General features: G+C 39.2%; 18 protein-coding genes. 6 read left to right on the forward strand and 12 right to left on the reverse strand.

Annotated features, from left to right (window positions below; all coding sequences use genetic code 11):
* Nucleotides 1–43 precede the first annotated feature (43 nt).
* Together FFM67_RS07960 and FFM67_RS07965 are read right to left on the reverse strand one after the other, a co-directional pair.
* Nucleotides 44–700 (reverse strand): YoaK family protein, encoded by a 657-nt coding sequence (locus FFM67_RS07960; protein WP_246042960.1) that lies wholly within the window; start codon nt 698–700, stop codon nt 44–46.
* Between the two features lie 319 nt (nt 701–1019).
* Nucleotides 1020–1412, reverse strand: a complete 393-nt coding sequence (locus FFM67_RS07965; protein WP_137614046.1) for a YbaN family protein — start codon at nt 1410–1412, stop codon at nt 1020–1022.
* Between the two features lie 212 nt (nt 1413–1624).
* Here FFM67_RS07965 and FFM67_RS07970 point away from each other — a divergent pair, with 212 nt between their 5' ends.
* A complete protein-coding gene (locus FFM67_RS07970; protein WP_137614047.1) occupies nt 1625–2776 on the forward strand; it encodes a CapA family protein in 1152 nt (383 codons plus the stop codon).
* Between the two features lie 44 nt (nt 2777–2820).
* Here FFM67_RS07970 and FFM67_RS07975 read toward each other — a convergent pair whose 3' ends face one another.
* Both FFM67_RS07975 and FFM67_RS07980 read right to left on the reverse strand, forming a co-directional pair.
* Nucleotides 2821–4743 (reverse strand): BglG family transcription antiterminator, encoded by a 1923-nt coding sequence (locus FFM67_RS07975; RefSeq protein ID WP_137614048.1) that lies wholly within the window; start codon nt 4741–4743, stop codon nt 2821–2823.
* Between the two features lie 98 nt (nt 4744–4841).
* Entirely contained in the window at nt 4842–6779 is a 1938-nt protein-coding gene (locus FFM67_RS07980; protein ID WP_137614049.1) for a PTS fructose transporter subunit IIABC, read from the reverse strand.
* A 239-nt stretch (nt 6780–7018) separates the two neighbouring features.
* On the opposite strand from FFM67_RS07980, the gene FFM67_RS07985 reads away from it, so the two are divergent.
* Nucleotides 7019–7384, forward strand: coding sequence for a bacteriocin immunity protein (locus FFM67_RS07985; RefSeq protein WP_137614050.1), 366 nt, complete (start codon nt 7019–7021; stop codon nt 7382–7384).
* Between the two features lie 36 nt (nt 7385–7420).
* Here the strand turns inward: FFM67_RS07985 and FFM67_RS07990 are convergent, their stop codons facing one another.
* The 4 genes from FFM67_RS07990 to FFM67_RS08005 form a co-directional block, all read right to left on the reverse strand.
* Nucleotides 7421–8263: an aldo/keto reductase gene (locus FFM67_RS07990; RefSeq protein ID WP_137614051.1), complete on the reverse strand. Its 843-nt coding sequence runs from the start codon at nt 8261–8263 to the stop codon at nt 7421–7423.
* 118 nt (nt 8264–8381) lie between these two features.
* Nucleotides 8382–9407, reverse strand: coding sequence for an LLM class flavin-dependent oxidoreductase (locus tag FFM67_RS07995; protein WP_137614052.1), 1026 nt, complete (start codon nt 9405–9407; stop codon nt 8382–8384).
* A gap of 163 nt (nt 9408–9570) precedes the next feature.
* Nucleotides 9571–10581, reverse strand: coding sequence for an RES domain-containing protein (locus FFM67_RS08000; RefSeq protein ID WP_137614053.1), 1011 nt, complete (start codon nt 10579–10581; stop codon nt 9571–9573).
* A 258-nt stretch (nt 10582–10839) separates the two neighbouring features.
* Nucleotides 10840–11172 carry a hypothetical protein gene (locus FFM67_RS08005; protein ID WP_071862673.1) on the reverse strand — a complete coding sequence of 111 codons (333 nt, stop codon included), beginning with the start codon at nt 11170–11172 and terminating at the stop codon, nt 10840–10842.
* A 440-nt stretch (nt 11173–11612) separates the two neighbouring features.
* On the opposite strand from FFM67_RS08005, the gene FFM67_RS08010 reads away from it, so the two are divergent.
* The 4 genes from FFM67_RS08010 to FFM67_RS08025 all read left to right on the forward strand — a co-directional run bounded on the left by FFM67_RS08010 (nt 11613) and on the right by FFM67_RS08025 (nt 15620).
* Nucleotides 11613–12545 (forward strand): PLP-dependent cysteine synthase family protein, encoded by a 933-nt coding sequence (locus FFM67_RS08010; RefSeq protein WP_137614054.1) that lies wholly within the window; start codon nt 11613–11615, stop codon nt 12543–12545.
* 401 nt (nt 12546–12946) lie between these two features.
* Complete coding sequence (locus FFM67_RS08015) at nt 12947–13411, forward strand: S-ribosylhomocysteine lyase (RefSeq protein WP_137614055.1); 465 nt, start codon at nt 12947–12949, stop codon at nt 13409–13411.
* Nucleotides 13412–13715: 304 nt separating this feature from the next.
* Nucleotides 13716–14087, forward strand: a complete 372-nt coding sequence (locus FFM67_RS12525; RefSeq protein ID WP_137614056.1) for a MarR family winged helix-turn-helix transcriptional regulator — start codon at nt 13716–13718, stop codon at nt 14085–14087.
* A gap of 438 nt (nt 14088–14525) precedes the next feature.
* A complete protein-coding gene (locus tag FFM67_RS08025) occupies nt 14526–15620 on the forward strand; it encodes an NADH-dependent flavin oxidoreductase (protein ID WP_137614057.1) in 1095 nt (364 codons plus the stop codon).
* Nucleotides 15621–16070: 450 nt separating this feature from the next.
* Here FFM67_RS08025 and FFM67_RS08030 read toward each other — a convergent pair whose 3' ends face one another.
* From FFM67_RS08030 to FFM67_RS12425, 4 genes are read right to left on the reverse strand one after another with little or no spacing between them, the layout of a single operon-like run.
* Nucleotides 16071–17288 (reverse strand): tyrosine-type recombinase/integrase, encoded by a 1218-nt coding sequence (locus tag FFM67_RS08030; RefSeq protein ID WP_010745208.1) that lies wholly within the window; start codon nt 17286–17288, stop codon nt 16071–16073.
* Entirely contained in the window at nt 17281–17487 is a 207-nt protein-coding gene (locus FFM67_RS08035; RefSeq protein WP_010745209.1) for a DUF3173 domain-containing protein, read from the reverse strand. Before FFM67_RS08035 ends, FFM67_RS08030 begins: the two co-directional genes overlap by 8 nt.
* Before the next feature lie 14 nt (nt 17488–17501).
* On the reverse strand, nt 17502–18533 hold the full coding sequence (locus tag FFM67_RS08040; RefSeq protein WP_010745210.1) for a replication initiation factor domain-containing protein: 1032 nt from the start codon (nt 18531–18533) through the stop codon (nt 17502–17504).
* Nucleotides 18508–19020: a hypothetical protein gene (locus FFM67_RS12425; RefSeq protein WP_010745211.1), complete on the reverse strand. Its 513-nt coding sequence runs from the start codon at nt 19018–19020 to the stop codon at nt 18508–18510. Before FFM67_RS12425 ends, FFM67_RS08040 begins: the two co-directional genes overlap by 26 nt.
* Between the last annotated feature and the right edge of the window lie 1496 nt (nt 19021–20516).

The raw sequence follows: 20516 nt of genomic DNA on the forward strand, positions 1-20516 counted from the left end.
AAAGAAGGTATTGGGACATTTAAATGTCCCAATACCTTCTTTTTTAGCGCAATGCCCGCCGATCTTTCACTAATAAAAAGAGCGCGATCGCGATAAAGATTAAACTGAAAAAAATTGTCCGTTCGTGAAAATAAGTTGCTAAAAAGCCATTTAACAATGCACCACTCAAAAAACTGCCAAGAATGATCAAGGTGTCTTTGAAGGCTTCGCGCTTTTCTGGGTGATGGGTCAAATAACCTTCAAAAAAATTCGTGGCTAAATTTTTTAGATTACCGGTCATCATCAAGGAAGTAAACGGACGCCCCTTTAATTTTTGAAATTCTTGCAACTGAGTCGCTGCCGCAATGGAAAGCAGGGCATTGGCTAATAAATTTGGCATAGTCGGTGAAAAGAAGCCAACGAGTAGCAGCAAGAAAAACTCAAAACTCAAAAACCAAAGCTGCTGGTTCTTGCTTATTTTCGTTTGTAGAAAACGGGCCAATAAAGCACCGAAGGCAAAGGCAAAAATCGGAATCAAATAATGACCTAAGGCGGTCCATTGGCCTTGTCCTAAATTGACTCCCAATAAAATAAAATTTCCTGTTTGCAGTCCCGCGAAGACTTCGCCATGCACGAGATACGTATAGGCGTCTAGTCCGCCAGCGGTTGCTGCTAAAACCATTCCAAATTCTAACCGTTCATGGATTTTTTCTTCCATCATCGTGCACCCCATTTCAAAAAAAGTGTACGCCAAAATTAATAAAATCCCAAAGAAAACGTCTTTTGCTACCGATTGATCGTGAGCTCCAATCTAGCAAGCGCTCAATAATCCGCATGGTGGGAAGCTGTGAACTAGGATCGAAGTATCCTAGCTTGCAAAATTCTTTTTACCAATGAATTTTACTCCAATTATTCAAGGTGGAATCGCTTGGATTTTAGCGGTCGTCTTGAAAATAGGGACGTATAATGCAGCAAGTCAAATACCAGGGATCAACACTTGTAAGAATAGCATTTTTTTGGTAAGCGCAAATAGTCGACGATCAATCATTTGGTTCCCCTGCCTTTGCAGACGACCGTTTGCCTCGTAAATACCGAGTCAAGCCAATCACATGAGCGAGATAGACAACTACTAAACAAATTCGCATCGGTGTGTTATCCACCAAAAGTCCGGGGATCATAAAGACGACTAAGATCGTCAAAAACAGTTTGATCATTCCGGCGTTTGTGATTTTCTTTTTGACGATAGGTTCTTCTACCGCACGCTGGTAAAAGGAGGAGTGGATAAATTGATTGTAATAGTTATCTGAACTGCGTAGCCAAAAGAACGCTGTCAATAAATAAAAGATTGTTGTTGGTAAAAAAGGTAGAAAGATTCCTAGCGTTCCAAGCGCGAAAGTTATTGCGCCAAGTGTAAAATAAATGATTTTCTTCACATATATGACCACCTTTAATGGAATGAAAAATGAATGCTTATAGTTAATTTTATGCTAAACGAAAATGAGTATCAATCGCTTAAAATAAATTGCTTTTGTCTTTAATGGATTCGGGTGAATTAATTGAAAATAATGGTATCGCTATCACGTGAAAACACGTAAAATAAATTTTAAGAGAGAAGGAACATTAGGTCTAAATCAAGGAGGATAGTGTGAAAAAAATTTGGGGAATCAGCTTGCTTGTTTTATTATTTTTAAGCGGCTGCAGCAATGCGCCAGCTCAGGAGTCTCAGAAAGCTTCATCATCGGTCTCAGAAACCAAAGCCGATCCGACAGTAAAAATAAATTTTTCAGCTGTGGGAGACAATTTAATCCATGATTTTATTTATGATCATTTAAAAAATTCAGATGGAACGTATCGTTTTGATGAGCTGTATCAGCCTACGAAATATTTGAATCAGGATCGAGATATTGCTTATATCAATCTGGAGACGATTTGTGCCGGCGAGGAATTAGGCTTGTCCGGTTACCCGCTGTTCAATGGTCCTACGCAAGTGTTAGATTCATTGCATCGCGCGGATTTTAATTGGCTATCCGCTGCTAGCAATCATACCTTTGATCGAGGGGAAGCAGGAATCGTTAAACAACTGGAACATTTGGAAAAATATCCGAACATGGCGGTGACGGGTTCGCAAAAATCCCCTGAGGCACCTCGAATGCAGGTGAAGGAAGTCAAGGGAGTGAAGGTTGGTTTGATGTCCTATACCTTTGGCTTAAATGGGCTAGAGCTGCCGACGGGCAAAGAATATTTAGTCAATTTGATTGATCCAGAGCAGATTAAAAAAGATATGGAACAACTGAATCAGCAAAGCGATGTCCAAGTAGTCAGTATGCATTGGGGTGAGGAGTATCAATTCAGTCCGAATGACGAACAGGTACAGCTGGCACAATTATTAAGCGATGCCGGGGTGGATGTTATTGTAGGGGGACACCCTCACGTGATTCAGCCAATGGATTATCTGACGGGGGCTGCAGGAAATCAAACCTTAGTCATGTACTCGCTGGGAAATTTTATTTCTTCCCAAGCTGAAGCTGATCGAATGCTCGGTGGCATGGCCCGCTGGTCGTTGGACTACGATAAAGAAACAAAGCAGGTCAACATTGCCGACGTGGAGTTTTGGCCAACGATCACTTATATCGGAAGTGACTATCAGACCTATGAGACCTATGCTTTGAGAGACTATACGGATGACTTGGCCCAGCAGCATGCGATCCACGTTAATCAAGGCCAAGATTTGTCGCGGGAGTATTTTATCCGCCGTACGAATGAGATCATGAACGATAAAGTGAAACTGGTATATTAAAAAAGAAAGCTAAAAACACGCTGACAGCCTGCCAGCGTGTTTTTCTATTCATAACTAGATAAGAGGGTCAAGATTTCTAAGGGTTGATCGGTTTCAAGCAGTTGATGCAGGCGCTCCGGCTGTTTTTCTAAGTAGCGAATAACGGAAAAGAGTTTTTTGAATTCAGCGTTTTTCAAGTCTTCTTTTTTTATGGCTAATAAGAAGACACAACGAATTTGTTCGCCATGCCAAGTGACTGGTTGCTGCATCGTCGCAATCGAAATAGTGGAGGCCTTCACGTACATTGGGTTGCCGTGGGGCAGCGTGACAAAAGCCGCTACTCGCGTGCTTGAATGCTGATCTCGTTCAAGCACAGAGGCTACAAACTCCGGACAAACATAGTCATTTTCTACCAAGTTAGTGCTCATAAAGCTTAAAATCTCCGTTGGATCCGTCAGTGATAATTTAGGAAAAATCAAAAATGGATTTGTAAAGACCGACAAATCAAAGGATCTGATGCGCCTATTTGGAATATGCTCTAGCATATATTTGTTTACCTGAGCCAAATCTGTTTCTGTGATCATGGGTGAAATCTCAATTATGGGAAGCTGTTCATGTTGAACAGGCAAAGTCGTTAAAATAAAATCCACCGCCGGCAAGTCTTCAAAGCGCATTTCGGGACTGTACTCGATCAGATCCAGGATCGTCAGCTCTGGCAGTTCGCGATTCAGTCGCGCCTCTAAAAAGGTTGCCATGCCGCGGGAGTATTCGCTGACTAAAATCGCTTGGTAGTTCCGTGTTTTTTTGTGCTGATGCCGTTCGATTGCCGCTTGGAAGTGGATCGTTAAATAAGCGATTTCATCCTGTGGGACATAAAAAGTCTCCGCTTCAAAATAGTCTTCTAAAATAAGTTGTAAGACTAAAAATAATTGCGTATAAGTACTGAAAACATTTTTCGTCAGCGGATTTGAAATCGCTAAGCCGTAGTTTAAACGGAAATAGGTGGAAGACAAGTGAGAAACAAGGTTTTGAGCCAATAGCTGATCATCTGCTAACGAATAATCCAAAAATTGTTGGACTTGATCAATCAAGTGAGTGGCAAGCTCTTGGGATTCCTTTTCGAAACGGTCGGCAGCTTGTGACGCTGAAAAAAGGTTTGCGATTCGCAATGCTAAATAATTGATCTCATCCGGTGAAAATTCGATTGGATAAACGGTGGCTAATTTGGCTAGAACTTGGCTGCTGATTGTTTGACCTTGAGTATGATTGACGGCACGATTTTCATCCTCGCTGAGTGTGACTTTTTGTCCTTGTTTCATCCGTTCTAACATGAAATAAATATGGACTTCGATGCTGGATAGCTCCGCTGGCGGTTCTAGTTGATTTTCTAAGATTACGTCTTGCAAGGTAGACTGAATTACTTTTACAGTGTCTTGAGCAAAAAATTCTGTCAAGGATGTACTTTTAGGATCGGCTTTTTGCATATCACGTAAGATTTTAACCAACACTTGTCTTTTCTTTGTTTCATCGCCAGTGACGAAGGTCCCTAGTCGTGTTTTAGAAACCAATTGCAGGTGGTGCTGTCTAAAGAACGCTTCGAGGGTCGTTAGTTCCTTTTGGATCGTTCGACGGCTGACGAATAACTTTTCCGCTAATTCGTCGAGGCTGATTCCGTCCTTCGCGACTAATAAATGAAAAACCAGCATCCGCTGAAGCTGATCGGTGTCGGTATCTAAGGCGGACGAATCATTCAGCGATTGTTTTAGCTGTTCTTTTTCATGAGGCAATCCAGACAATAAAATACCGGTTCCTTTTTTTCGTTGAATCGTCAAGGGGAGTTGCATCGTTGTTAAAAAGGCTTCGATTTTATTTAGATCACTATGAATCGTTCGTTCGGAAACGTTGAAAGAATCTGCTAGTGCCTTTGTGGTTATGTAATTATTATTTTCGAGTAATTGATAAATAAGCGACTTTTGACGCGGATTCATAAAAGATGGCTCCTTTCTAATGAAATTTATTTGAATAAAAAAACCGACTGTGAAAACATATCTATTATGTCTCATCACAGTCGATTTTTCATCTTATGTTACATTTCGCTTAGTAATTGATTAATAGCCTTTTTATCTGAGGCTTCCAGGAGTGCTTGGCGGAAGTCGTCGTCCATCAATTTGCGAGAAAGACGTTGCAGAATCTTCAAGTGCATGTCGCCGCGGCTGTTTTCTGGAACAGCGATCATGAAGATCAATTTGGCTGCTTCACCATCTAATGAATGCCAGTCAATTCCTGCTTGGCTTCTAGCAAAGGCTAAGGTTGGTTTCACGACTGAGGCAGATTTACCATGAGGAATTGCGATCCCCATGCCGATGCCGGTTGTACTTTCACTTTCACGAGCGTAGATTGCTTGTTTAAATTCTTCCGCGTTTGTGATTGCTTTGTCTGTTACTAAACGTTGGATCAAGTCGTCGATCACACCCGCTTGGGTTGTTTTGGCTGTGTCTAAAGCAATTGTTTCATCCGAAATAATATCAGTAATTGAGTCGAAAGTTTCTGTTGTCGCTTGTGCTTCAACAACTTCTTCTTTTTCATCTGTAATCGTCAGTGAACCGTGAGGAGTTGCCACAACAGCAGTTGCTTCTAACGTTGGTTTTAAAACTTTCAACATGAAGACCGTCACTGCGATCCCGGCAGCTACAGCAACAAAGAACATCGCCACGTGATCAACCGCACCTAAGACAGCTACGATCGGTCCGCCATGAGCAACATGGTCCGTTACGCCAGAAAGCATCGCCACCACACTACCAGTCATCGCACCAGCGACGATACTTGGAATGACCCGCAATGGATCCGTTGAAGCAAAAGGAATTGCCCCTTCTGTGATACCGAATAAGCCCATTGCTAATGATGCTTTTCCTGCTTCACGTTCTGCTTTAGTAAATTTCGTTTTTAAAATCAATGAAGCCAAACCAAGTGCCAATGGCGGTACGCAGATAGCGACTGCAATGGGTCCCATGATTGAATAGTTGCCTTCTGCGATCAAGCCCGAGCCGAATAGGAAAGCCACTTTGTTGAAAGGTCCACCCATATCGAAGGCAATCATCGCGCCTAAAATCATCGCTAAAACAATTTCACTGCTGCCTTGCATTCCAGCTAAGAAGTGAGTCAATGAGCTAAATAATAACGCAACAGGTTCGCCGACAACATAAATAAAGATAAAGCCGACAGCCAATGAAGCCAAGATCGGAATCACAATGATCGGCATGATCGATTGCAAGGCTTTTGGTACAGGCAGTTTTTTAATTCCAACCGCAATCAAGCCGGCTAAGAAACCAGTAATGATCCCGCCTAAGAAACCAGCATTGGCATCACTGCCGTACAATGCGCCGTTAGCGGCCAACATTCCGCCAACAAAACCAGGAACCAACCCTGGACGATCAGCGATACTTTGTGCAATAAAAGCTGAAAGAACGGGGACCATCAAGCCCATCGCGATCCCGCCGATGCTGTTCATGGTTGCCCAAATCGTTCCTTCAGGAATCTGAATCCCAGAAGGTGTGGCTGTTCCGCCAAGCGTCAATGAAATAGCAATCAATAATCCACCAGTTACGACGAAAGGAACCATGTAAGAGACCCCGTTCATCAAACTCTTGTAGATCTTTTTCCCGAAGCTTTCGGCTCCGCCGTCTGAAGTGTCTGTAACACTCGTACCTTCTGCAATTGGTGCTTTGCCACTTAAAATGTCTTCGACTAATTTAGTCGATTGATGAATACCTTCTTGGACCCCCACAGTTACTAATGGTTTTCCGCCGAAACGAGATTTATCGACTTTGGTGTCAGCTGCGATAATGACACCTTCTGCTTCTTGAATATCTTTAGCAGTCAATTCATTTTCCACACCAATGGATCCGTGGGTTTCCACTTTGACTTCTACTCCAAGTTCTTTTCCAGCTTTTTCTAAGTTTTCCGCTGCCATGTATGTGTGAGCGATTCCAACTGGACAAGAGGTGATGGCTACAATTTTTTTCATTTACTTTCCGCCTTTCTTTCTACGTTTTGTAGTATAGCGAAACGCTATCATGACATTAAGTACAAAATAATTCAGAAATAACGGAAATTTGTGAAATAAATTGCAACCGCTTGATTTAAAAATGAACTGAATGCAAGTCAATTGTTCGTAATCAAAGGAATTCGATCAGCTGAGGGTTCTTTTTTTTATTTATTACCTATTTGGCGTAGAATAGGTCTGTGAAATGGAGATGTTAGGATATGAAACGGGAAGAAACGATCAACCGCAATCAACAAAAGCGAGCGCAAGAGCTGGTCCACGAGTTGTATAATCGGTTGGTTCAACGGTCAAATCCGCAACCGCAATTAATCGAGATTAATGAAGTATTGCTGCAAGTGTACCAAACGCTAGAAACGGAAAAAAATCCGGAGCCATTGATTAATCGCTTAGTAAACTATATTTACCGGGTCGGATTTGATCATAAGATTCGTTTTGATAAAGAGGAAGAAACGCTGATTATTGAACTAGGCACGATTGCTAATCGTGCAGGCTTGAATGGCGTGTATCGTTCGGATGCTAGCGACAAATCTCAGTTTTATCCATTGTTTAGCAAAAAAATTAAATGAATGATATAAAAAAGCGGCCGAGGCCGCTTTTTTTTTCTATTTTCTACTCAATGAATTTTTTAACATTTCTTCATCGTTCGGATCACCAGAACCACGTTGGTTCTTATCGATCGAAGCAATCAATGACATTTCTTCATCGGTTAAAGTGAAATCAAAGACATCGATGTTTTGCGCGATTCGTTCCGCATGAACAGATTTTGGAATCACGATGATGTTTCGTTGCAAATGCCAGTGTAAGATGACTTGCGCTACACTTTTATTGTGGGCTTCAGCGATTTTTACTAAGACAGGATCTTGTAAAACATTGCTTTTTCCTTGTCCCAGTGGTCCCCAAGCTTCATGGACAATGTCCAAACTCTTCAAATAGTCATTCATTTCTTTTTGTTGGAAATAAGGATGCGTCTCCAGTTGATCTACGGCAGGTTTTACTTTGGCCGTTGTCAATAATTTTTCCATGTGGGGTTTTTCAAAGTTTGAGACCCCGATGGACTTGATCAAGCCATCGTTATATAAACTTTCCATTGCTCGCCATTTTTCATTGTAGCCTTCACTTGGCCAGTGGATTAAATAGAGATCTAAATAATCTGTTTGTAATTTTTTCAATGACTCGTGGAAAGCCGCAATCGTTTCGTCATACGTTGTATTGTTATTCCACACTTTTGAGGTGATGAATAGGTCTTCGCGTTTTACGTCGCTTTCAGCCAATGCTTCACCAAGCCATGCTTCGTTATGGTAGATCGCCGCGGTATCGAAATGACGGTAGCCATTTTCTAAAGCGGCGTCGACAGCTTGTTTTAAGTCGTTAGAATCTTCAACTTTAAACACGCCTAATCCTAATTGAGGAATCGTTTGTCCGTTGTTCAACTTCAACTGTTCCATAAATAAAAACCTCCTAATAGTAGTTACACTGAAAGTATAACCTTATGTGGGTCGAATCGAAAAAAATTTGTTTTGGAAAAAAAGCTAGCCTGAAAAACAGGCTAGCTTAAATGCGTGATTATCTCCAACCTAAGTCAGGAGCAATATCTTTCACAATTGTTTCAAGTAAATGCATATTGTATTCGACACCTAAAGTATTCGGGATCGTCACAAGCACGGTATCTGCTTCTTTGATTGCTTCATCCTCCGCTAAATCTTTGACGATTTTATCAGGTTCGCCGGCAAAGGTTTTCCCGAAGATCGTTGGATTTTGGTGATAAGCAAGGAAGCCGACTTGATCGTAATTTGCGTCTTCGTCTTGGTGACCGAATAATTGACGATCAATATCTGTCGTGATTGGTTGGATCGAACGAGTGACTAATGTCCGCGGTTCAAAATCATGACCAGCTTCTTTCCAAGCCTCTTTGTAAGCCCGCAATTGTTTGGCTTGTTGTACATGGAAAGGTTCATTGGTTTCATAGTTTACCAACGTTGAAGATTGTAAATTCATTCCGTGTTGGGCAGCCCAGATCGCTGTTTGCGTCGAGCCAGCACCCCACCAAATCCGTTGACGCAAACCTTCTGAATAAGGTTCAAGCCGTAATTTTCCAGGTGCTTGCGGGAACATTGGTTGTGGATTTTGTTCAGCAAAACGTTCGCCTTCAAGTAATTTCAAAAATTCAAGCGTCCGTTCACGGGTAATATCTTTGATCTCATCTTCGCTATAGTCATAGCCAAAATATTTCCAACCATCAAGGACTTGTTCAGGTGAACCACGGCCCACGCCTAATTCCACTCGTCCTTGTGTGATAATATCCGTTAATCCAGCATTTTCAGCCATCATATAAGGATTTTCATACCGCATATCGATCAAACCAGTACCAATTTCAATCTTACTAGTTTTGGCACCGATTGCTGATAGTAATGGGAAAGGAGAACCAATTTGATCGGCAAAATGATGCACACGGTAATAGGCGCCGTCGATGCCGATTTTTTCCGCTTCAACCGCTAAGTCGATAGATTGCAAATACGCATCTTGAGCAGTCTTAACGAGTGAACCCTGATCCATCCAATGGCCAAAACTTAAAAAGCCAATTTTTTTCATGATGAAGAACCTCCTTAAATCTCTTAATATACTTACTATTAATAAGTTAAATAGATTTTACTACGTTCTTTTTTTAAAAGCGAATAATTGTTCTCGGGATAAGATTAAATAGGAAAATCTATTTTACGTCAGTCGAAGAAATTTAGTAAATAATCAGATTAACTCATTTCAGGAGTGAGTTATAGTATTTTTGTATCTTTTGTATTCTAAATTGCTCAAAGCTATTAAATTTGTTCATATGATTAATTGAAAATAGTGTTCCATCAATATTTAGAGATTGGGGGTTTTTTATAAGAAAATCTTCAGTTTCTGTGTAAAGACATTCCGCTAGATATAGAAATGAGAGTTTTTGGTCTGTGGAATCAGGACATATAGCTATGCTAGTCTTATTCTTTCTTACAGCAGATGGATAGTTCCAACCATCAAAATTATGTATCTTATAAGGGAAGAAAAAATTTCCAATGCAATTAGTGATTCTATAAATCTCATTTCTATCATTTGGAACATCTCTAGAAAATTCATTCACGAGGAATGTACTTACTTTTTTTTCAATTTCGGGATATTGTCCACTATTAATATAACTTGGAGATATTTTAACAAGTTTAATCTCTTCTAGGGTTAAATATGCAAGTAAATAGAACTCTTCATTCTTAGGTATTTTAGATTCCAACATACTAGTCAAAGGGGAGTCTGATATATAGAATATAGGGTCGTGAGGCTTATTTAATCGATTATAATATTCTGATCCAATAGGATTGTACCAAAATTGTGATTCACAGTTAAAATTAGTTCTGTTGTCTCTAACTCTATATAAAATTTCACCCGGCGGTATGATAATTGGATTTATCGACATGGGTGATATACTCACAAAATCTTTTTCGTAGGCTAAAGCAGACGATAAAATGGACTGTATTTCAGTATCACTTACTTTGGAGTAATCCAACTTATTTAGTTTTTCAGAGGCATTATCAATGGAATGTGGATCAATGCTTTTTAGATACTCATCCTGAGATGGAGGAATCATTCCCATTTCAAAAGTTAATTCTACTTTGCCCTTATCAGGTAAATATTCTATCTTTTTGAATCCGACTTTAGCTTCAGACTTTTGTTTCAGAGGTTTCGATTTTTTTGACTGAGTAAGTATCTTTCTTTTTTCCTTTTTTGATAAGCTCATTTTTTCTCCTTCTAGGTATTGATTCAATAGTTACACTCTTATTACTATTATATATTCTGATGAGTAGAGTGTACGAAATTTTTGAATAAAAGAATTACCGATATGGGTACTAGAAATTGAGATTGCTAAAAAAATCAAATTTTGATAATTCCACCTTTATTTAAATGAATATATCTTTAGGGATATTTAGTCATAGTAAAAGATACGAAAGATAAGTTAAAACATTTAGAATTTTATCTAAGTGTTTTAACTCAAATACTAATTATTATTAACAATTTTTTGAATTGTTTCTGCTAGATGACGGATTACATTCGGTGCACTTTTACGAAAATCTGCGCTAAACGAACCGGACAAGCTGTCGACCGTACCGACTTCTTTGTTCATGATATCAAAAAAGGCTAACGTTTGATCTTCCGGTTGCCATTTCACCTTCCAATAGGGGCCTTCTAAATCTCCGTCAAGAATTTGCTGAGCATTATCAAGCACGGCTTGGCGAATCACTTCTTCTTCTGTGATCGTTTCACCTTTTTCAAGGAAATAATTTAATTTTTGATCGACTTCAAACATATTTTCAGGAACTAGTGAGTACATGTTGATTCTTCCTTTCTCGCAATTTCTACGAGTTTCTCTTTCCTTAGTTATACTTAAAGTTAAACAAATCTGCAAAGAAAAAACCTTTTGAGCGCTCGATTATCGAGTCATGTAGCCAGATAAATTAACCAATCGCTGAGTGTTTTCGTTGACTCTGACTGAGAATCTATGATAGTTTTTTTAAAACATTGAAATTGTTCGATATTTTTTGGAGGGTTAGACATGACATTCAGCAAATTCGTTACATTTGAAGCGTGCTGTTGTTGTATGGTGCTAAAAAGCAGCATACCATTTTGTCATGCCTGTTAACCGCCCAAACTTTGCTTATTGTTGATTGCCATAGCCTTCATGGGGGTTGTGGGTTCAAACTAAGGGAAAGGTGCTGATTAATAGTCAGCACCTTTTTTGTTTTCTCAAAATTGACTAAAGGAGTTCAGACAATGATTATTCATTCCATTCGAGCAGCCATCGGAAAGACACCGTTGCTAAAATTTACTCATCAAGAATTTAAGGAAATTCCTGAAACTTCAGCCATTTATGCTAAGCTGGAATATTTGAACCCAGGCGGGAGTATCAAAGACCGTTTAGGCAGCTATTTATTAGAAGAAGGCTTTTCCCAGCAAAAAATTACGAACAAGACCACCATTATTGAGCCAACGGCTGGGAATACGGGAATTGGGCTGGCACTAGCCGCACTGGGAGCTGGACTTCAGACGATTTTTGTTGTACCAGAAAAATTTAGTTTAGAAAAACAAGCATTGATGCAAGCGTTAGGCGCTAAAATTATCCACACGCCAACGGAAGAGGGAATTCAAGGCGCGATTCGTAAGGCAAAAGAACTTCATCAAGAAATGGTCGATAGTTATTTACCGCTGCAATTTGAAAATTCCGCCAATCCAGCCGCCTATTATCACTCTTTGGCGCCAGAGTTGGTTTTAGATTTAGGCCCGAAGATTACCAGTTTTGTCGCGGGAATCGGTAGCGGTGGTACCTTTAGCGGTGTGGCCTACTATTTATTGGAACAAAACTCCGCGATTCGTTTGATTGGGGTGGAACCTGAAGGCTCGATCTTAAACGGTGGTCCCAGCCATAGCCATGAGGTGGAAGGCATCGGTGTCGAGTTCATCCCACCTTTTTTTGCCGAGTTGCCGATTACTGAATTTGCTACAATCAGCGACAATGCGGCTTTTGCAATGACTCGAAAACTAGCGAAACAACATGGCCTATTGGTGGGAAGTTCTTCGGGAGCAGCTATGGCAGCGGCCTTAGTGGAAATAGCCAAATTACCAATGGGTAGCCAAGTAGTCACGATATTTCCTGATGCAGGAGATCGCTATTTATCCCAAGCTATCTACTCACGAGAAGACTATTAAGCTAAAAAAAAATCCCTCTCACAAGAAATAATTTTTCTGACAGGGGACGGAGAGCATTTTGAAAAGCTGACAGTGCCGATTGATACGATCGTCTCAAACATGGTTTTTCATCATTTAACGGACAGCGGAAAGGAACAAGCGATCAAACAATACAATCGGCGGGGAAATTATCTTCGGAGACATGCAGTTTTTATCTAAACCAAGTTATGATAAAATTCTAGCAGAGATTCAATCAGTGGGCTTTGAACATCTGGCTGCTGATTTAGAACGGGAGTAGTACCCGTTGATCCCAAAATAGAAGCATATTTTTAGTGACAATGACTTTCAAACAACTTATTAGCAAGGATTCGAATCGGTTTGTTTGAATCGTCAATGTAGAAAAATAATGGAGGCAGAATAAAATGAAAATGAATGTTGAAAGTTTTAACTTAGACCACACGAAGGTAAGTGCACCTTATATTCGAGTAGCCGATAAAAAAATTGGGCCAAATGGCGATGTCATCGTAAAATACGATGTACGTTTCAAACAACCGAATAAAGAACATATGGAAATGGCTGCGTTGCACTCATTGGAACATTTAACCGCCGAATTAATTCGCAATCATGCGGACTACATCGTAGACTGGTCACCAATGGGCTGCCAAACTGGTTTTTACTTAACCGTCTTAAACCATGAAGACATGGAAGAAATCATGGATGTTTTAGAAGCAACGATGAAGGATGTTTTAGTGGCGACCGAAGTTCCTGCCAGCAATCCCGTTCAATGTGGCTGGGCAGCGAGCCACACGTTAGAAGGCGCCCAAGAATTAGCCCAAGAATTTTTAGACAAACGTGCCGAATGGGGCAATGTATTTGCCGCTGAATAATCAGCTAAAATGAAAGAAGTTCTGCTCTAAAACAACTAAGAGCCCAGATTTGAATGATCTGGGCTCTTAGTTATAGGTAGTGCTTCTATTTGTATAGGGCTCAAGATTGAATGGGGACATTTTAGAAAGTATCTAGTATAAATAGTTTGAATAAAGACTGGTTTTCTGAAGCGTAGGCATGCGAACCACTTCATCACAAAAAAGAAGATTGTGGCAATTTACAAAAAAACAATATACAATACATGAAGTGGTAAGTATTTAATTGCTTACCAATTTTAAACTAGATCAAGGACTGTGAAAAAAAGTGAAAAGAAATTACTTTGATCAATGGATTGAGTTCACGAAAAAACAAAAACAGATTGAGGAACAGCTGGAAAGCAAGTTAAAGGAAGACAGCCAATTAACTTTGAATGAATATTACGTTCTTTACTATCTAAACGAATCAGAAAGAGGCAAAATGCGTCTCAGCGACCTCGAAAAAAAACTTTTCTTGAGTCAGAGCGCTATGTCTAGACTGATATCAAGAATGGAGAACAAGAACTGTGGAGTCATCCAACGTAGTTGTTGTGAAGATGACAAACGAGGAATGTATCTTTCGATTACTAGTAAGGGAATGAATACGTTAGCTTCAGCTAGCGTTTTAGTAGATCATATTTTGAAAAATGAACTAAAATAGAACGCATCGCTTGCATGTGTTTTTCTTTTAAGATAAATTATGTATGTGCATGCATATAAAAAAGAAGGGAGTACATGGAAATTTCTGTCATCGGTGCGACTGACAAATAAAAGCCTATCAATTTTGAGTTGTGTTCCTCCGTTTTTAGGGAACGATCCAGAATATAATACGTCGTTTTATCGGGTAGTTGGTTGATGAATAGCACTCATTTAGATTATACAGTATTGCAACCAAGACATTTGGAAGAAAAAAAGAACAGGTAGCATCGAGATTAAGATCTCTTACCTTCAAGCAAATCCAATCTCTGATGTTGTAGAGGTTTTGGTAATGCGGTGGGATGATCAAAAATTTATTTAAAAAATGATACACACATGCGGGAAAAACGCCTATTTAGTGAAGCGTTAAAAAAATATGATCTCAAGAAGGGAATTAATAAGTATGGAGAAGCCAATACAGTTTAAAAGAGGATTACAGTTGAAAAATCGAGTTGTCATGGCACCAATGACTACAAAAATGTCTTTCTTTGATGGCGTTGTTACTTCTGACGAGTTAGCCTATTATGCTCTCCGATCGGGTGAAGTAGGGGCAGTAATCACTGCTGCAGCTAATGTTCAGTCGGATGGAAAGGGATGGGAAGGCGAACTAGGTGTCTATGATGATCGATTTTTACCAGGATTAGCGAAACTGGCAGCTTCAATTAAAAGAAATGGGACAAAAGCGATTCTTCAAATTTTTTATGCGGGACGTATGACCGATAGCAAGATATTACGAGGAGTTAGACCTATTAGTCCTAGTGAAGTCAAAGCTGACAGAGAGGATGCAGAACTTCCTAGAGAAATTACATCTGATGAAGTGATTGCACTGATTGATAGTTACAAACAAGCGACAATAAGAGCAATTAAAGCTGGATTTGATGGAGTAGAACTTCATGGAGCCAATACTTATTTAATACAACAATTTTTTTCTCCCCATTCAAATAGACGGAACGACCAATGGGGTGGTAGTTTGGAAAAACGGTATCGCTTTATTGAAGAATTAGTTAACCAAGTGACCGAAGTGGTGGATTCTTCAAATGTATCCAATTTTATTGTTGGCTATCGTTTTTCGCCAGAAGAATATGAAGAACCAGGAATCAAATTTTCTGATACGCTTTACTTAGTAGACCAGCTTGCAGGAAAAGGATTAGATTATCTGCATATTTCGTTGAACGACTATAACAAAGTATCTATTCAAAAAGGGTATCAAGAAAAATCAATGCTCGGATATGTACATGATACAATTGGTGGTCGTACACCATTAATTGGAGTCGGAGATGTTCGAGGAGGAGACGATGCTGTAAATGTTTTGAAAGATGCTGAGCTTGTGGCAGTAGGGCGTGCGTTGCTGATCGATCCTCATTGGACAAACAAAGTATTGGATGGAAAAGAGAACTTAATTTCAAAAGAGATAAGCCAGTATGATCGTGAAGAACTATTGATAGGAAATGGTGTTTGGGGATTTCTTGAAAATAAGATGCCTAACCGATTGAATTAATAAAAAGGGGATATCTCCTTTTTACTAATGAGGCTTTTTTAATAATGGATAGTCATTAACTAACTCTCCATAAGGAATGAATACGAGTTCAATAATTTTGAATTGTGACGTTACTTCCGGTTCAAAGACTAAACAGCTTAAACTTTATAACAATGAGACCAGAAAATAATATATAAATTAAAGGAATACCTTTAAAAAAGGTATTCCTTTAATTTTTCCCTAGTCCCATAAGTCTACGGAGCTCGTGGGAATAATTTTTAAGCTGGGATTCGGTGAACGCTCAATCCCGCATTAGATTTAATCACTAGTAGATCAACAATCCTAGAATCAATTTATCTGAAGATTATTCCCACTCCAATGTCACAGGTGAGCTTAAAACACTGTTAAATCAGTGTTTATAGCACTTTGTATATTTCTTGGCGGGGATTCTGGCGGGAAACTAGATTATTCTTATTTTTTTATGGTTTGATTCCCGTTAAAAGCAATCTTTGTCTTTTTAGCAGTTTGAATCTTGATACTACCGGCCATTTCCTTTGCGATACTTTCATCTGCACCCGACCACATATGTGAATAATGCTTTAGTGTGATTTCTGGGCTTGAATGACCCATTCGTTTGGAAAGGACTAGTACTGAAACATTGAACTCATTGATTAGAAATGAAGCATGAGAATGCCGTAATCCCTTTGCTTGGATTTTGTGAACACCGGCAAAGTTTGCATAACGCTCAATGATTCTACCAATAGTGGATTTAATCATTGGAAGTCCATCATACGAGAAGACAAAATCATGGATTCCTACTTGGCTTTGACGCTTTTTCCAAGCTGCTAGAATTGCAAGAGTATCATCATCTAAGACAATTGTGCGCTTACCATCATCTGTCTTCGTGTAATCATTACGATCCCAGTCTGTGCGACTTCGTGTAACTAGCATATGGTGGACTCTAAGACGTTTGTTCCTAAAATCAATGTCATCCCACCACAAAGCCGTGCCTTCATTTACACGTACTCCTGTCATGTAATACACCCACAGCATGACAAAACACAAATGTTCGTAAAAATCATCGATGCAAATAGTTGCAATCACTTTTTCGAATTCATCTTTTGTCCAATAAGCAACATTGCATTTTCCTTTGGGGATAGCCTTCACACGTTTTGAAATATTACTCTCAAGATATTGCATAGTCACAGCCATATCTAAGCTTTTTCTGAACATACCGAAAATCAGACTAGCATAACTTTGAGAATAACCCGCACCACCAGAATTCTTTTCGGTTAGTAGCCAGGTTCGATAGGATTGTACATCTTCTACATTGATTTCGCGTAAAGGTTTGTCTGAAAAGCGGTCACGGATATTTTCTAAGGTCTTTTTTCGGACTGAAAAAGTACTTTCTTCTACATCTGTTTTGTATGCCGGGATATAGACCTTATCCATGAATTCACCATAGGTTAGATGGTAGTTTGCATATTTTTGGACTTGATGATATTCTCTCTTTATTCTAATCAATTCTTTGTAGGCTGCGTGAGCAGACGTGAACTTTTTTCCAGATTGGTCCGTTCTGCCTTTTTTGCGCAGTCTTTTTCCTGTTATACGATCGGTGCCTAGCTCTGTTTCATAGTAAAACTGATTTTCTTTATCTACATAAACTCCTGCATATTTCGTTTTAGCCATTGCTGTTTTCCTCCGACTCTAGTTCACAACCTAGAATGGATTCAACAACTTCTTTTGGCACGCGACCAACGCGCTTGTTCATATAGAATGGATATCCTCGTTGTACCATGATTTCTTTTGATTGTCTAATGATATTTTGTGCCGTATGTTTTGGATATCCCTGTTCCATTAGTTCATTTTTATCAATGAACGCTGCCATCAATTTCACCTCACTTAGTAAGAATCCTCATTTTCCAATTCCAATATTTTTTGTTCGATAAAGGTCTGATCTGTTTCCGTGAATTTTTCTTTTCCTGTGGCTAGTAGTTCTCTCAAATAGACCTCTGCTTGTTCTGGGCCATAGGCTTGCAGAAAAGCTTCATAAATCATGGCGAGCGATTTCGAAGTGGCATTTTCTAACCATGCTTTCTTCTTGGAAAAGGTTGGCTTTTCACGAATTACACGTAAGGGGATTTTGGGAATACCCCCCACAAATTTATCCCACCATTTCATGTTCGACCAACGAGCTTTGTTGTGATAATTGACGGGTCCTTTGGGTTTGGTCTTGAAGCTGTAATGGGAAGCAAAAATGCCACGGATTACCGTGTTTAGTGGCGTTCCCTTTGCAATCTTTTCTACGGCTTGCCGAGCCTTATGATCGGTTAATTCCAATTCCCAGCGGACCCATTCGTTGACTTGGGCGATTTCACCCGTTTTATCGCGGATTTCTTGCTTTTTATCATAAATCCGCAGTAGTTGAGGTTGAGCGCCAATATAGAGGGTATGACCAGTCAGAACACCTTTCTGTAATTGCCCGCTGTTCACTTCTCGAAAGTAGCGAATTTGAGAGCTAAGTTGGCCATTCTTCACGTATTTTTGAAGCATAGCCACAGGAGGAGAGGAGCCATCAAATAAATCCATTGCCAAGTCGACACGAGTAACGGTTCCTTTGGCTTTTAGAATGGTGACTAAGAACTTCTGCCAATGCCAACCTTCCACACTAGACATATATTCTTCATATTGGCGACAACCTTGACCAGATAAGTTTACTAACAGATTGTTGTGGTGGTCACTTTGGTGAATGATAATATCTGCAAAGGAATAGTGAGAATCATAAGTGGGAAAAGGACTCCCTTTCTTTTCCGAAGTGAAGTCTGAAAGGGAAATTCCCAATAGGTCCGCAACTTTTTCCATTGAAGCATCCGGTAATGAAAAGCGTAGAAAATCAATCAGACATTCATTACTTTGCCGGAGTATTTGGTTCATTCACTTCTCCTAGTTGATAGGAATCGGCGCTGATTTTCAACGCTGCAAATTGCCACGTATCAATCATCGGCTGACCTTCTCCCACAAATGACTTTTTCTGAATTTTTCGGGGATAGATATTTAAGCCATTAAAGCGAATGGGAATTAATTCGCCGTCCTCATAGTTATCTAAAATTGGTAATTCTTCTTGATGCTCAACCACAATCGTTATCGGGGAGCCCAGTTCTGTTCCGCCGTTATTTAGAACCAGTTCGACAAAAGCCCGATCATAGACTTTGAAGGTGAGTGTCATTAACCCGGTTTCCACACGTTCGCCAACGTGGTTTTGTTCACGTTCCATCCGCATTTGAATATCGCTTTTGGCTACAACAAAACGTTGAGGGAGTTTGAATTGTTTGAGGTCGAAACGTAGACTAGCCAGATTGATTGTTTCTGAATCATTGAGTGAGATACTAGTTTCTTTTTGAATCATTAATTTTTTTGACATGTGTATTTCTCCTTTGGTTTTAATTTAGTTTTTTATTTCAGTTGGTTGAAACAAAATAGAGTAGGGGCGCGAATTAAGCACACGTTTTTTCCATCCTTTCACTAATAAGAACAATTTGAATTGTCACAATGTCCCTAAAATGTGGAAATTCTCATAATTTTCTTTGTGGGTGATTACCCTTCCATTACTACTACAATCTGAGTAGAGGAATTTTTCGAAACCACAGGTAATTAATTTAACTTGTAAGAGATTCTTAAACTATTTGAATCTCAATCAACTCATTTCGGAAAAGTTTCATTTTTGAGAAAACACAAAAAAGACGTGTAAACGAACTCGGCTCTTCCGCTGAAAGCCGGTTCGTTCACACGTCTTTTGGTTTACTATTTAGTTAATTTTGACAAAAAACAAATCTTTAAAGAGTGCTCGTGAAGCCTTTCGTAGCAACCCTCAAAGGGATTTTCAATGAGTTTGGTACCCCCGTGTTACTAACGCGATAGTATTTTGTCTAAAGAAGTGACTAAATGATAACAATTTTTGTATATTTAAGGTACTCAATTGTTCAGTTGTTCTATTCTAATCTGAAGTTATTTTAACTATAATTGAGTTAAGCACTGTGGACTAGTATGATATCCACCAGAATTTACTGGATTACTGTTTTGTTTAGACTCTGGCCGTCTAATGGGTAATAAGTTTGTTAGTGTATGATATACGTTCATGACGCTTGAGTGATCACAAGGTTACACAGGAAAAGAGTAAGTGAAACATAGTGTAATTTTAAGCAAAGAGGAGTGCAGATCGATGATATATTTTGGAATTGATGTCACAAAGTATAAACACAGATTGGTTGCAATTGATACTGAAGGAACGATTTTCATTCGTCACCTTCAGATTAAAAATAATTGTGATGTTTTTACAAAGCATCAGATGACACTAGCTAATCTACAAAAAACGATAGGGAAGAGTTACAGATTGCATTAGGAGGTTACTCTGTTCGGTAGCTTAGAAAGAGCCCGTGCATCTGGCCCCATTGTTCATCGGTAAGTTCGTATCGTCGAGTTGGTGTTATCGAAACTTTCATTCCATTTTTTTCAGAGAATATCATATTTTGATAGAGTTTTCAGCCGTATCCTAAAGAAAATCATGCAAAATTTAAAAGAAAAAATAGTATCGAAAGAAACACCTATCCTAGGATTATGGAAATAATAAGTATGAAATTCTGAATAAATTTAACTATCGAAATTTGGTGGTACGCTTATCTTTCCTGATAATTTCAACAATAACTTATCACAATTGATTACGGCAAAAGAAGCAAGTCAAACATTAGTGAAAAATAATGAGTATTTTATTAATATTTATAAAAGGCTTTCTTACAGGTTGAAATGAATAGATTACGTCTATACAAGCAAAATATAATTCATACGCCGATTGTAAAATTAAGCTAGACAAATAAAAAAGTCATTTGTGCTACACTCAAGATAGTTCCCGCAAAAGAATTA

This window comes from Enterococcus viikkiensis (assembly GCF_005405345.1).
Lineage (GTDB): Bacteria > Bacillota > Bacilli > Lactobacillales > Enterococcaceae > Enterococcus_A > Enterococcus_A viikkiensis.

Coding starts and splice junctions, on each gene's coding strand:
- FFM67_RS08010 (WP_137614054.1), top strand. CDS start 11,613: ATGATTATTCATTCCATTCGAGCAGCCATCGGAAAGACACCGTTGCTA.
- FFM67_RS07980 (WP_137614049.1), bottom strand. CDS start 6,779: ATGAAAAAAATTGTAGCCATCACCTCTTGTCCAGTTGGAATCGCTCAC.
- FFM67_RS08030 (WP_010745208.1), bottom strand. CDS start 17,288: ATGGCTAAAACGAAATATGCAGGAGTTTATGTAGATAAAGAAAATCAG.
- FFM67_RS07995 (WP_137614052.1), bottom strand. CDS start 9,407: ATGAAAAAAATTGGCTTTTTAAGTTTTGGCCATTGGATGGATCAGGGT.
- FFM67_RS07975 (WP_137614048.1), bottom strand. CDS start 4,743: ATGAATCCGCGTCAAAAGTCGCTTATTTATCAATTACTCGAAAATAAT.
- FFM67_RS08035 (WP_010745209.1), bottom strand. CDS start 17,487: ATGGCAGCGTTCATTGATAAAAATGAACTAATGGAACAGGGATATCCA.
- FFM67_RS07960 (WP_246042960.1), bottom strand. CDS start 700: ATGATGGAAGAAAAAATCCATGAACGGTTAGAATTTGGAATGGTTTTA.
- FFM67_RS12425 (WP_010745211.1), bottom strand. CDS start 19,020: ATGTCAAAAAAATTAATGATTCAAAAAGAAACTAGTATCTCACTCAAT.
- FFM67_RS07990 (WP_137614051.1), bottom strand. CDS start 8,263: ATGGAACAGTTGAAGTTGAACAACGGACAAACGATTCCTCAATTAGGA.
- FFM67_RS08005 (WP_071862673.1), bottom strand. CDS start 11,172: ATGTACTCACTAGTTCCTGAAAATATGTTTGAAGTCGATCAAAAATTA.
- FFM67_RS08015 (WP_137614055.1), top strand. CDS start 12,947: ATGAAAATGAATGTTGAAAGTTTTAACTTAGACCACACGAAGGTAAGT.
- FFM67_RS08040 (WP_010745210.1), bottom strand. CDS start 18,533: ATGAACCAAATACTCCGGCAAAGTAATGAATGTCTGATTGATTTTCTA.
- FFM67_RS08000 (WP_137614053.1), bottom strand. CDS start 10,581: ATGAGCTTATCAAAAAAGGAAAAAAGAAAGATACTTACTCAGTCAAAA.
- FFM67_RS07985 (WP_137614050.1), top strand. CDS start 7,019: ATGAAACGGGAAGAAACGATCAACCGCAATCAACAAAAGCGAGCGCAA.
- FFM67_RS08025 (WP_137614057.1), top strand. CDS start 14,526: ATGGAGAAGCCAATACAGTTTAAAAGAGGATTACAGTTGAAAAATCGA.